The 11,880-nt window shown below is 61.5% G+C and carries 12 protein-coding genes; 4 read left to right on the forward strand and 8 right to left on the reverse strand.

Annotated elements, in window-relative coordinates; genetic code table 11:
* Positions 1-108: 108 nt before the first annotated feature.
* Both ACR9ZC_RS00445 and ACR9ZC_RS00450 read left to right on the forward strand, forming a co-directional pair.
* A complete protein-coding gene (locus ACR9ZC_RS00445; protein WP_481578670.1) occupies positions 109-1,473 on the forward strand; it encodes an MFS transporter in 1,365 nt (454 codons plus the stop codon).
* Positions 1,474-1,533: 60 nt separating this feature from the next.
* The gene (locus ACR9ZC_RS00450; protein WP_440560915.1) at positions 1,534-2,406 is read left to right on the forward strand and encodes a helix-turn-helix domain-containing protein; all 873 of its coding nucleotides are present in this window, start codon (positions 1,534-1,536) and stop codon (positions 2,404-2,406) included.
* A gap of 62 nt (positions 2,407-2,468) precedes the next feature.
* Here ACR9ZC_RS00450 and infA read toward each other — a convergent pair whose 3' ends face one another.
* Together infA and ACR9ZC_RS00460 are read right to left on the reverse strand one after the other, a co-directional pair.
* Positions 2,469-2,735, reverse strand: coding sequence for a translation initiation factor IF-1 (gene infA, locus ACR9ZC_RS00455; protein ID WP_331573707.1), 267 nt, complete (start codon positions 2,733-2,735; stop codon positions 2,469-2,471).
* A gap of 134 nt (positions 2,736-2,869) precedes the next feature.
* On the reverse strand, positions 2,870-3,073 hold the full coding sequence (locus ACR9ZC_RS00460) for a cold-shock protein (RefSeq protein WP_173259452.1): 204 nt from the start codon (positions 3,071-3,073) through the stop codon (positions 2,870-2,872).
* 315 nt (positions 3,074-3,388) lie between these two features.
* On the opposite strand from ACR9ZC_RS00460, the gene ppnP reads away from it, so the two are divergent.
* Positions 3,389-3,709 carry a pyrimidine/purine nucleoside phosphorylase gene (gene ppnP, locus ACR9ZC_RS00465; RefSeq protein WP_481578671.1) on the forward strand — a complete coding sequence of 107 codons (321 nt, stop codon included), beginning with the start codon at positions 3,389-3,391 and terminating at the stop codon, positions 3,707-3,709.
* Between the two features lie 50 nt (positions 3,710-3,759).
* On the opposite strand, the gene ACR9ZC_RS00470 is transcribed toward ppnP, so the two are convergent.
* The 4 genes from ACR9ZC_RS00470 to ACR9ZC_RS00485 all read right to left on the reverse strand — a co-directional run bounded on the left by ACR9ZC_RS00470 (position 3,760) and on the right by ACR9ZC_RS00485 (position 8,871).
* Positions 3,760-5,718, reverse strand: coding sequence for a beta-galactosidase (locus ACR9ZC_RS00470; RefSeq protein ID WP_481578672.1), 1,959 nt, complete (start codon positions 5,716-5,718; stop codon positions 3,760-3,762).
* A gap of 55 nt (positions 5,719-5,773) precedes the next feature.
* Positions 5,774-6,625, reverse strand: a complete 852-nt coding sequence (locus ACR9ZC_RS00475) for a carbohydrate ABC transporter permease (RefSeq protein ID WP_481578673.1) — start codon at positions 6,623-6,625, stop codon at positions 5,774-5,776.
* Positions 6,626-6,646: 21 nt separating this feature from the next.
* Positions 6,647-7,564 carry a carbohydrate ABC transporter permease gene (locus ACR9ZC_RS00480; protein WP_481578674.1) on the reverse strand — a complete coding sequence of 306 codons (918 nt, stop codon included), beginning with the start codon at positions 7,562-7,564 and terminating at the stop codon, positions 6,647-6,649.
* A 65-nt stretch (positions 7,565-7,629) separates the two neighbouring features.
* Entirely contained in the window at positions 7,630-8,871 is a 1,242-nt protein-coding gene (locus tag ACR9ZC_RS00485) for an ABC transporter substrate-binding protein (protein ID WP_481578675.1), read from the reverse strand.
* A gap of 247 nt (positions 8,872-9,118) precedes the next feature.
* Here ACR9ZC_RS00485 and ACR9ZC_RS00490 point away from each other — a divergent pair, with 247 nt between their 5' ends.
* Complete coding sequence (locus ACR9ZC_RS00490) at positions 9,119-10,174, forward strand: LacI family DNA-binding transcriptional regulator (protein ID WP_481578676.1); 1,056 nt, start codon at positions 9,119-9,121, stop codon at positions 10,172-10,174.
* 54 nt (positions 10,175-10,228) lie between these two features.
* Here ACR9ZC_RS00490 and ACR9ZC_RS00495 read toward each other — a convergent pair whose 3' ends face one another.
* Positions 10,229-10,654 carry a DUF1801 domain-containing protein gene (locus ACR9ZC_RS00495; RefSeq protein WP_481578677.1) on the reverse strand — a complete coding sequence of 142 codons (426 nt, stop codon included), beginning with the start codon at positions 10,652-10,654 and terminating at the stop codon, positions 10,229-10,231.
* A 36-nt stretch (positions 10,655-10,690) separates the two neighbouring features.
* The gene (locus ACR9ZC_RS00500) at positions 10,691-11,875 is read right to left on the reverse strand and encodes an acyltransferase family protein (protein ID WP_481578678.1); all 1,185 of its coding nucleotides are present in this window, start codon (positions 11,873-11,875) and stop codon (positions 10,691-10,693) included.
* Positions 11,876-11,880: the final 5 nt, after the last annotated feature.

Below are 11,880 nucleotides of genomic sequence, written 5' to 3' on the forward strand. Positions count from 1 at the left end.
GGCTCGACCACACTGGCCGGGCCCGTTCGACGGATCGCATCAGGACTGCCTAACGCGCAACTTCGTCACCCCGGTCAGAAAACATAAGACAAGACATGGAGGAAGACGATGACAGTTGCCCACGCCGTCGACATTCAGGATTTCATCAACGCTCGGCGCTTTTCGAAGTTCCAGTGGCTGATTTTTTCCATGTGTTTCGTCATCGTGCTGCTCGACGGCTTCGATACCGCCTCGATCGGTTTCATCGCCCCTTCGCTGCTCGGCGAATGGCATCTGACCAAGCCCTCCCTTGCGCCAGTCTTGAGCGCCGCATTGTTCGGTCTGGCCTTCGGCGCGATCGTGGCCGGCCCTTTGTCCGACCGGCTCGGCCGACGCAAGCTATTGATCGGTTCCGTCGCCATCTTCGGCGTGGCCTGCCTGATATCGGCCTTTGCCGGTGACCTGAGTCAGTTGACGATCCTGCGCTTCATAACCGGCATCGGCCTCGGGGCTGCCATGCCGAACGCGGTCACCATGATGAGCGAGTATTGCCCCGATTCGCGTCGCTCCACACTGACCAACCTCATGTTCTGCGGCTTCCCTTTGGGCGCGGCGTTGGGTGGCTTCCTGGCCGCCTGGATCATTCCGCATTACGGCTGGCGCAGCGTGCTCGTCCTGGGCGGCCTCGTGCCGCTGGCGCTCTTGCTGGTCATGGCCGCTGCTTTGCCCGAATCCGTCCGCTTCATGGTGCTGCGTGCGCAATCCAAGGAGAAGATCCGCGCCGCACTGCGGCGCATTTCGCAGGATGCGGATGCGGTCCATGACTTCACGTTGGGCGAGGCGGCTCCCGCGCATCATGGCAATGGGATCGGTGTCGTACTGTCCCGTTCGTACATCTTCGGCTCCATCATGCTGTGGATCGCCTATTTCATGGGACTCGTGATTTTCTATGCGGCAATCAATTGGATGCCGATCCTGCTCAAGGATGCAGGGCTTGCGCCGCAGCGAGCCACGCTGATCTCCGCATTGTTCCCGCTCGGCGGCATCGGTGCCGTGCTGTCAGGCGCGCTGATGGATCGGCGTAACGGAAACCGGATCGTCGCGGCCTGCTTTGCACTGACGGCCGTCAGTGTTTTCATGATCGGCCAGACGGCCGGCAATATCGGCGGCCTCGTGCTGTTGGTATTCATCGCCGGTGTATTGATGAATACAGCTCAGTCGTCGCTGCCGGCGCTCGCGGCTGCCTTCTATCCGACCGCCGGACGCGGTACGGGCGTTGCCTGGATGCTCGGCATTGGCCGATTCGGCGGAATCGCCGGCTCTTTTCTCGTAGCCGAGCTGACACGTCTGCACTTCAGCTTTGCGGGCATCTTCGCAGTCCTGGCCGTGGGCGGCATCATTTCCGCCGTGGCGCTGCTCGTGAAGCAGGCAGTCCATCCTCAGCAAGGGAGCAAGGGTCCGAGCGGCGATCGCGCGCAGGCCCTTGCGCACTGATTGGATTGTCGAAAACAGGCGCAACGGGAGCGGCGCCGACACCGCCGGACGCGATCAGGCATGAAGCATTCGACCTTGCACGACATTCCGATCTTCAAGCTCTATGGGGAAGGTCATGACTGGCGCACGCCGGACCTGCTTCACTGCGAGTCGATCCCGGAGCGCAGCAGCCTGTATGACTGGGAGATTCGCGAGCACCGTCATTCCGACCTCGCGCAACTTCTCTACGTCCGCAGAGGAACGGCTCAGATCGATATCGAAGGCGAGCGCACGGAAATCAAGCGGCCAGCGATCCAGATCGTGCCGCCGCTATGCGTGCATGGCTTCAGGTTCAGTCCGGACGTAGATGGATTCGTCATCACGATCGCAGCACCGCTCGTGAACTGGCTTCAAGAACAGATCGACGCGCCGCGCCCCGTGCTGCAGTATCCCGCCTGCTATCCGGCAGGCGCGGATCGGAAATACCTGGATATGCTCTGCGCGGCATTGAACCGCGAATACCGCAATCCGGCGCCTTCGCGAGATTTGCTGCTGCGCTCGCTCGTGAGCGCATTGATGGTATGGGCTAGCCGCCAGGATCGTCAGCGCGAAGTGGCCAACGAACGGTTGGATCGCGGACATACCCACCTGAAGGCGTTTTCAAAGCTGCTCGAGCAGCGCTATCGCGAGCAACGGCCGATCAGCGAGTATGCGTCGTCGCTAGGGATCACGGCTGTCCATCTGAATGCGGTTTGTCAGCGCCTGGCCGGCCAGAGCGCGCTTTCGATCGTGCATCAGCGGCTGCTGCTCGAGGCCAAGCGGAATCTGATCTATACGACGCTGAGCGTGAGTCAGATCGCCGATTTGCTCGGGTTCTCGGAACCCGCGTACTTTACGCGCTTCTTCAAGCGCCTGACAGGCACCACGCCTAGCGGATTCAGAAAGGGCGATTGAGTCGCGTCGTCCGTTGCAAGCCGATGGCTCGGGACATGCCAAGCTATTTTTATTTCGACGCGTCAGCGCCGTGCAAACCGACTCCGGGGGGCACTGGCCGACGCACGTTCGTCTTTGTGCCGGAAATTGATGCGCCCTTTGGTCAGGTCGTAGACCGACAATTCGAGGCGGACGCGATCGCCCGCAAGGATGCGGATATGGTGCCGACGCATGCGACCCGAGGCGTACGCCCCGACTACCGCGCCGTTTTCGAGTGTGACGCGAAATCTGCTATCGGGCAGCACTTCGTCCACCACACCGTCGAGTTCGAGCAATTCTTCTTTTGCCAAATCCATTTCTCCGTGAGTGAGCCATCGCGAACACGACGACACGCCGAATCCCGGATCCCTGACGGGAAGCGGGTTCGGCAAGTTTTGCGCGCGATTTGGCGGGCGCAGCGGGTGCTGTGAAGCACCCTGCCTATTTACAGAGGCGAGATGTTCGAGGCTTGCATGCCTTTGGGGCCACGCTTCGTCTCGAAGCTGACCTTTTGGCCTTCGGCGAGCGTTTTGAAACCATCGCCGCGAATTTCCGAGAAATGCGCGAAGAGGTCGTCGCCGCCGTTGTCAGGCGTGATGAAGCCAAAACCCTTGCTGTCGTTGAACCACTTGACGGTACCGGTATCCATAAAAGTTCTCCTGATAATGGACAAATGTAGAGATGCGTCGCGAAATCGACGCGGGGAAAAGAATCAAGGAGGGAGAGGACAACGAATACCGCGTTCCGCGGTCAATGATGAACAGCAATCACGCTTCTTGAAGACTTCGGCCCTCACCCTACGCTTGACGTATGCCTCTGTCAAGGTATTTCGCTGAACGCCCCGCGCCGTATCGTATGATTGCCGTCGTGCGCGCTGGCGGTCAAGCCGGCGCAACCGGGACCGTTGCGCATGATCGTCATGCCGCGGCGGCCCATACACTCACAACGCCAAGAGGGAAGCCCTATGACGGCTGCAACGCAATTCGATCAAGTTTCCATCGTCAAACGAGCCAACGTTTACTTCGACGGCAAATGCGTGTCGCACACGGTGCTGTTCGCGGACGGCTCGCGCAAGACGCTCGGCGTCATTTTGCCCGGCACGCTCAACTTCGGTACCGATGCGCCCGAACTCATGGAGGTGCAGGCGGGCCAGTGCCGTATTCGTCTCGAAGGAAGCGACGAGTGGAAGACGTACGGGGCGGGCGAATCGTTTTCGGTGCCGGGCAAGAGCCGCTTCGATATCGAGGTGGTCGAAACGCTCGACTATGTCTGCAGCTATCTCTGATATTCGGAGGCAGTGCGAGCGATGAGGCGACCGCTTGATTGCCGCACCGCTCAGCCTTCGAGCCATGCGGCCACGTCCACTGGCCCGACGATGGGCCCGCCCAGCACGAACGTCGCGTTGGGCGGCGCCGGGACCGGGCGCGGCTCGGCCCCATAGTTGACGGCGAAGCGCAGCGCACCGCGCCTGCGCAGCCGCAGGCCTTCGGGCAACGCCGCTGCGTCGAGGCCGGCATCGCGCGCGCAGCGCGTCATCAAGGCGCCCAGCAGGGCACGATCGAATCCGGCTGTCGCAAACGTCACCCGGCCGTGTCGAAGGATGGCGGGCACGCCATCGTCGAAGCGGGCGATCGTTTCCGTTTGCTCACCGGGTTCCGCATGGTCCCGCCATCGCAGTGCCGATCCGGTGACGCCGTCCAAGCGCAGCGTCGGACGCAACGAGGGCCGCAACGACTCGGCGGCAACGATGCGCATCGGCAGCACTTCCTGAAGCTTGCCCGGTGGCAACTGCGGCACGATCGAAAACGTCTCGGACTTCGCGCCGGTGCGCGGTCCAAAGAGCCAGTGGTTCGATCCTTTACGAATCTGTTCGACGACGTGCTCGGGCAGAATCGGCAGCGTCGGTGCGACGACGAGCGCATAGCCGCTGACATCGGCGCGCGCCGATACGATATCGACATCGAGCCCGCATTCACGCAGTGCGCTATACCACTCGAAAACCAGATGCTGATAGTCGATGTCGACGCCGTGCCGCTGCGTTGCGATGAGCCAATCGGCCTCATAGTCGAATAGCAGCGCAACGTGAGCTTTTGAACTGCTTTGGCCGAGCGAAGCGGCGAGCCGGCGTAGCTCAGCGCCGACTTGCCCGACTTCGCGGCCGCCGGCCGAGAGCGCGTCGTCAGGTGTATGGAGGCCGGAATGCATCTGCTCTTGCGCGTAGGGACACTGCCGCCAGCGGAAGTACGACACGAGCTCGGCGCCATGCGCGAACGCCTCCCACGTCCAAAGCCGCACGATGCCAGGTTCGGGCACCGGGTTCCATGGCGCCCAATTGACGGGTCCAGCCTGCTGCTCCATGACCCACATGCGCCCGTTGCCCACGCCGCGGTAGAGATCGTGGCTGAATGCCGAAACGTCGGGATGCCCGGTGCGTGCCCAGCGGTGCTTGTCCGCTTCGGGAAGCGGCAGGACTTCGGTGCGCGGTACCGGATAGCTGTCCCACGCAGCCACGTCGAGTCCGTTGCGCGCGAATGCATAGTGATCGAATGCGGCGTAAAACCCCATGAAATTGTGGAGCACGTCGCGTCCTGGCGAATGCGCGCGAATCAGCTTGGCTTGCAACGCATGAAAGCTCGCGACCTCGTCGGACTGAAAGCGTCGGAAATCGAGCACATGGGCAGGGTTGGCATCGGTCGGGGTTCGGACCGGCAGTTCGATCTCGTCGAAGCTGCGGTATTCCATGCTCCAGAAAACGTTGCCCCACGCCTCGTTCAGTGCGCCGATGTTTTCATAGCGCGTGGCGAGCCAGCGTCGAAAGCGAAGCAATGCGGCTCGCGTATACGAGGGCAGCGTATCGTGGCAGCCGATTTCGTTATCGGTTTGCCACGCGACGACAGCCGGGTGCGCGCCGTAACGGCGCACCATCTCGCCGACGATCCGCGCACAGTGATCGCGATAGACGGGGCTCGAAATGTCATAGTGGCGACGCGAGCCGAATTGCATCGTGGTGCCGTCGCTTGCAACCGGAAGTATCTCGGGATGCAGGTCGACGAGCCACTTGGGCGGCGCCGCGGTCGGTGTGCCGATGACGAGGGTCAACCCGTGGCGCGCCAGTGTGGCGATGGCATTGTCGAGCCAAGCCCATTCGTAGCGACCCGGCTCGGGCTCGATCCGGCTCCATGCGAATTCCGCGATGCGAACACGTGCGATGCCCATCTCCGCCATGCGGCGCGCATCGCTTTCCCACTGGTGCTCGGGCCAATGTTCCGGGTAGTAACAGACGCCAAGCTGCATTGAGCGTTCCTCGATTCGTTTGTGAAAAATGGTCGACGCGCGAGCTGGCGGTGCGCTAACCCTTCGTTGCGCCGAACGTCAGGCCGGCAACGAAGTGTTTCTGCATGGCGAAGAACATCAGGACGGAGGGCATGGCGGCGAGCACCGAGCCGGCCGACACGAGATTCCATGCGGTGGTCCACTGCCCCCTGAGCGCCGCTACGCCGACGGTAATGGGAGCTGCTTCGTCGCCTTGTGTGAGGCAGAGCGCCCAGAAGTAGTCGTTCCAGACGAAGGTGAAGACCAGAATGGCGAGCGCGGCGAGCGCCGGCCGCACGAGCGGCAGCACGACGCGTGCGTAGATCGTCCACTCGCTCGCCCCTTCGATGCGCGCGGCTTCGATGAGTTCGTAGGGAAGCTCGCGGATGAAATTGCGCATGAACAGTGTGCAAAAGCCCGTCTGGAACGCGGCGTGGAAAATGACGAGCGCCCAGACCGTGTTGTAAATGTTGAGTCCGAGCATCAATTCGCGCACGGGAATCATCAGGATCTGAATCGGCACGAAGTTGCCGGCGACGAATAGGCCGAGCAGCACCGCATTTCCTCTAAAGCGATAGCTGGCCAGCGCATGACCGGCCATCGAGGCGAGCGCGATCGAAATCGCCATGGCCGGCAGCGTGATCAGGCAGCTGTTCCAGAAGTAATGCAGCATCGGCGTCTGCGTGAGTGCCGTGCCGTAGTTTTCGAAGAGCGCGAAGTGTCTGGGCCATGTCCAGTAGTGGCCGGCCAGCAATTCGTCGGTCGAGCGCACGGAGGTGACGAGTACGGCGAGCAGCGGCACGAGCCATAAAAGGAGCGCGACAGGCAGCGAGACGCAATAGAGCAGGCGCGGTAGGGGCCGCCACCGGGCGATAGGCATCGGATACATCGAACGCTCCCCAGGATCTGTTCAGGAATCGGTGCGCATGAGGCGGCGCAATTGCCACGCGATATAAACGAGCATGATCGCGAACAGCACGACCGCGATCGCGGCCGAATAGCCCTCGCGGTAGTACTTGATCGCTTGGTCGTACATGAAATAGGCGAGCACCGTCGAGCTGTCGAACGGACCGCCGCCGCTCATCACCGAAATGAGGTCGAAGCTGCGCAGTGCGCCGATGACGGTCAGCACGAACGCCATGAACGTGGCGGGCCGCAACTGCGGCAGGATCACGTGCCAAAGCAATGCCCAGCCGCCCGCGCCCTCCATGCGGGCCGCTTCGACGATTTCGGGATTGATGCCCGTGAGTCCGGTCAGATAGAGGATCATGCAGAACGGAATTTGCGGCCAAAGCGCGGCAAAAATGATTCCGAAGGTCACGTAGCGCGGATCGCCGAGCACCGGGATGCCGTGACCGACGATGAGCTTCAACAAGCCGAAGGTCGGGTCGTAGAACCACGAAAAGACGAGACCCACCACCACGCCGGGCAGGACGAACGGAGCGAAGAACAACGACTTCACGAGGCGGATGCCGGTGACGTTCTGATTCAGGTAAAGCGCGAGCGCCAATCCGGCGGGCGGGGCAAGCAGAAACAGCGCGAGCCAGGTCAGATTGTTCTTGAGAGCGGTGTAGAACGTGTCAGATGCGATGAGCTCCCGATAGTTGTCGAGACCTGCGAACGTCTTCGCGGTCATGCCGTCCCAGTGATGAAAGCTGAGGACGATGCTGCTCGCGATCGGGTAGATGACGAACACCGTGAAGAGCGCGAGGCCCGGAAGCAGGAAGCAAAGTGCCGCGCGCGTGCGCCGCTTGACGAGCGGCGACGGATTGTTCGTCGCCGGCCGCGCTATGCGACGCGACGCTCGTGGAGTAATGGAAATGGACATCGAGCGACACTCCTGCATGCAGGGCGGGGGCGGTGGCGAGCACCGGCTCCGCCTGCTCGCATTGCCTACTTCTTGTAGATCCGCTTACGCGTGGACTCGAGGCGCTGCAAAATCGCATCGAGCTGGGTCGGATCGGAGAAGAACTGCTGCATCGCCTTCATGCCCTCGTCGGCCATTTCCTTCGTCATGTCGCGATCGTAAAATTGCGCGATGCCGCCCGGGGTACTCGAAAGGGTCTGGAAACCGACCTTCGATATCGGGTCCTGCGGCTCGGGAGCCTTGTTGTTGGACGGCAACGTTCCCCAGCCCTTCGCGAGCTCGCCGTTGATCTCCGGTTGGCCCATGAACGCGATGAGGCGCCGAGCATCGGTTTTGTTTTTTGCCTTGGCAGGGACGATCAGCACATTGACGGGACCGTCCTCGGCCAACGGAACGGAAGCGTCGATGACGGGGAAGCGGAAATAACCCATTTCCTGGCGCGTCGCCGAAGGCAATGCGGCCGAGAAGAACGTGCCCATCAGCATCATCGCGGCCTGACCGTTCACGAGCATCGGACTGATCGAATCGACATCGTACGAGAGCGCGTTCTCGATGAAGTACTTGTCGTCGATGAGCGTTTTCCATGCTTCATAGACATGCTTCACGCGCGGGTCCGTGTATGCGACGTCGCCCGCCATCAGTTGTTGGTGGAATGCGTAGCCGTTGATGCGCAGGTCGAGGTAGTCGAACCAGGCGGCAAGCGTCCACGAATCGCGCGCCGGCACCGCGATCGGCGCGATACCGGCGGCCTTCAGCTTCCTGCAGTCGTCGAGGAACTGCTGCCAAGTCGCAGGTTCGCCGGAAATTCCGGCCTTCTGGAACAGGTCCTTGCGGTAGAAGAACCCATATGCGTCGTATCCGAGGGGTACGCTGTACTGCTTGCCGGCGTAAGTCGACGATGACTTCACCGAAGCGTAAGTCTGGTTCCAGCCGTTCTTTTGCCAATCGCTGCTCAAGTCTTCGAGCAGGTTGCGCCGGGCGAAATAGGCCATCCGTTCGCCGTTGTGCCAACTGAGCACATCGGGCGGATCGGTGGCGAGCCAGCCCGACATCTGCACCTTGTAAGCCTCTTCCCCGACATAGCTGATCTTCAGATCGACATCCGGATTCGCCTTCTTGAACTGATCGAATGCGTTTTGCCAGGTGGCGCGCTGATTGCCGCGCGCGGATACCGTGATATTCAGCGTTCCGGACCAGGCCGAAGATGCCGCTGCCAAAGTCACGCAGCTCAAAGAGGCCAGCGCGAGTGCGCGGACGTTGAGTTTCATCGTTGTCTCCTTTGTTTGGTGTAATGCGAACGGCTGTTTGGAACGGCCTGAAATTTAAGCGCTTAAATTTTTATCGCCAAATTGGCGCGGTCGGTCGTACCATGTCGTCTCCTTGGTGCGCTTCTGATGGGACGGAAGTTAGCGCACCGAATTCGGTCGTGCAACGTTTGGGAGTGCATCCCACCATCTGGGAAAATGAGCTCGGGCTACGGGCAGCGCCTGGCCGCTCGAATCGGGGGAACAGAATTTGGTCACACTTGCCGAAGTGGCGAGGCGAGCGAAGGTGACGGGGGCCACCGTTTCCAACGTATTACGCAATCCTCACAAGGTGAAGCCGGAAACGGTGGAGCGGGTGCTTGCGGCCATCCGCGAGCTCGGTTATCGGCCGAACCTGACGGCCCGCGCGCTCGCGCGCGGCCGTACGTCGACGCTCGCGCTGATGCTTTCGAACATCACGAACCCGTTTTACCCGGAGTTCGTGCGCGCGGCGGAACGCGAAGCGCGTAAGCGCGGCCACTTTCTGCTCGTATGCAACACGGATGACGATCCTGCCATTACGCGTGCCTATCTGGAGCAGATAGCAGGTTCGCTCGCGGCCGGCGTCATCGTCATGAACACGGATCTGAGCGAGCGCGAACTGACGGAGATTGCGGGCAAAAGGGCGGCCGTCGTGCTCTGCATGTGGGAGCACGTCCACGCTTCACGCGCGCTGCCTTGCGTCACCATCGATTTTGCGGCGGCCGGCGCACTCGCGGCCGCGCACCTCTCGGAGCTCGGGCACCGCAAGTTCGGTGCGCTGGTCGGCGCGGGCTCGGGCGGCCCGCAGACGGTGCGGCTTCGCGGCTTTACCGATGCGCTTGCGAAACACGGCCACGGCGAAAACGCAGTTGTCGTCGCGCATGCGCACGATTCGATCGAAAGCGGATACGAGGCGGCCACGAAACTGTTGCGTTCCGATCGAACCTTGACATCGATCTTCGCGACGAACGACCTGATGGCCATCGGCGCAATGCAGGCGGCCGCGGATCTGGGCAAACGCGTGCCCGACGATCTGTCGATCATCGGATTCACCGATATTGCGCTTGCCCATCAATTTCGCCCGGCGTTGACTACGGTGCGGCTGCCCATAGCGGAGATCGCGGCGCGCTCCATCGCGCTCGCGCTCGAGATGGTGGAAGGCGCGAGGCCGGCTCGCGCCGCGCATGTCGTGCCTGGGATGGCGCTCGTCGTGCGCGAATCGACAGGGCACGCGCCGCCGTTGCGGCCGAAGCGAACGCAGGCCCGCTCGCAAAAGCCGCGATAAATTTCCCGTGCCGCTATGGCTGCGGGGCGATTCGACGGCTTGGGATCGACGACTTCATGCCGCTTTGCCTTTCGGTGGCTTCGTTTCCGTATCCGCAGGCGTCTTCCGGTTCTTCTTCAAGGCCGTCCGGTTATAGGCGATCGCTGCGCGCACGAGATTCTTCAACGCGCGCTTGTTCATCTTGTCGCCTTCGAAAAAATCGATCGCTCGTCTTGCGTTGCCTTCGAGCCCCGCGTTGAAGAGCTTATCCGGATCGGGCACGTTCGCGCCGTGCAGAAAAGTGATCTTCACTTTCCCTTTGTGGGCATTGGCGACGGCAATCATCCCATCGCAATACCAGACGGGGCTGCCCATCCACTTCCATTCCTCGACGATATCCGGATCGGCTTCGAGGATGGCCGCACGGAGCTCGGCAAAGATCTTGCCGCGCCAGTCCGTGAGGCCTGCGATCAGTTCGTCGATGCGTTCTGAAGGATTCATCCGGTTTCCTCGATGCGATGCACGCCGTCGCGCAGTCTACTCCAGCCGGCGCGACGGCGCAGCGCCGAAGCCGAACCGCATGTCGATCTGCCGGAGGAGCGTGCGCGCGAACTCGGATGCGCCGCGTTGAATGAGCGTATCGGTGACGCGCGATAGGGCATACGAGGCTGCCACCGCAGCCGCGAGGGTCAGCATGAAGACGGCCAGCGACATCCACGATCCATGCGTGGCGAGGACGGTCGAATCTCTGAAGACGTACATCGCCGCGAACGGGAATATGAAATGCCAGAGATAGACGCCGTAGCTTTCGCGCCCAATGGCGTCCGCGACACGGGCAGTCAGCGACCGGTCGACCCGCGAGCAGCATGCAAGCAACAAGGCCGCGGCCCCGCATGCCGCGACGATGGGGGCCAATTCGTGCGCGAGTCCCAGCCAGACGCCAAGGACGGCGGTGCCCGCGCCGCAGAGGACCGAAACGACCAGCGCAACGGCCATGCCACGGCGGCTCAATTGGGCTTGCCCGACGAGATATGGGCTGAACAGATTCCAGCACCAGAAACCCACGAGAAAACACGGTACTTGGACGGGAGGCCAGAAATAGAAGAACGTATTGTTTTGAACGCTGCATTCGAGGCGGCCACCGCACGCGCCGGTAATCAGGGATGCCGCGCAAGCGGACAAGAGCAGCACGCTCAACGCCGTCAGGCGAGAACGCGAGCCGCCTGTGTAGAAGAAGACGAGCGGCGCGATCAGATAGAACAGCATCTCCACTCCGATCGACCATCCGCCCGGGACGACGTTGTTGATGGCCGAATCGGACAATGCGTGAACGAAGAACAGGTTCAGCAGGATGTCGGAGGTGTCGTGGGGCCCGAGAATCGAGGCGTGGTCGGCCTGAAACGTATAGGTGTACCAACTCATGAGACCGTATCCGACGATCGCGACGTAGTAGAGCGGCGCGATGCGGAAAAACCGTTTGACGTAAAAACGCAAGACGATCTGACCGGTGCTTGCATATCGTGCACGCTCGGTCTCCAGCGTCATGAAGATCGTAACGGCGCTGATCACGAAGAAAAGCTGCACTCCATATTGCCCCATACGAGCGACGATCTTCGCCCAATGCGGCAGATGAGGAAATTGAAACGACAAGTGAACTGCGACGACTGAAACGACGGCAATGGCCCGACCGCAATCGAGACCCGGTACTCTTTTTCGATTCATCCACT

The sequence above is a fragment of the Trinickia sp. HAY1-2D genome, from assembly GCF_056754935.1.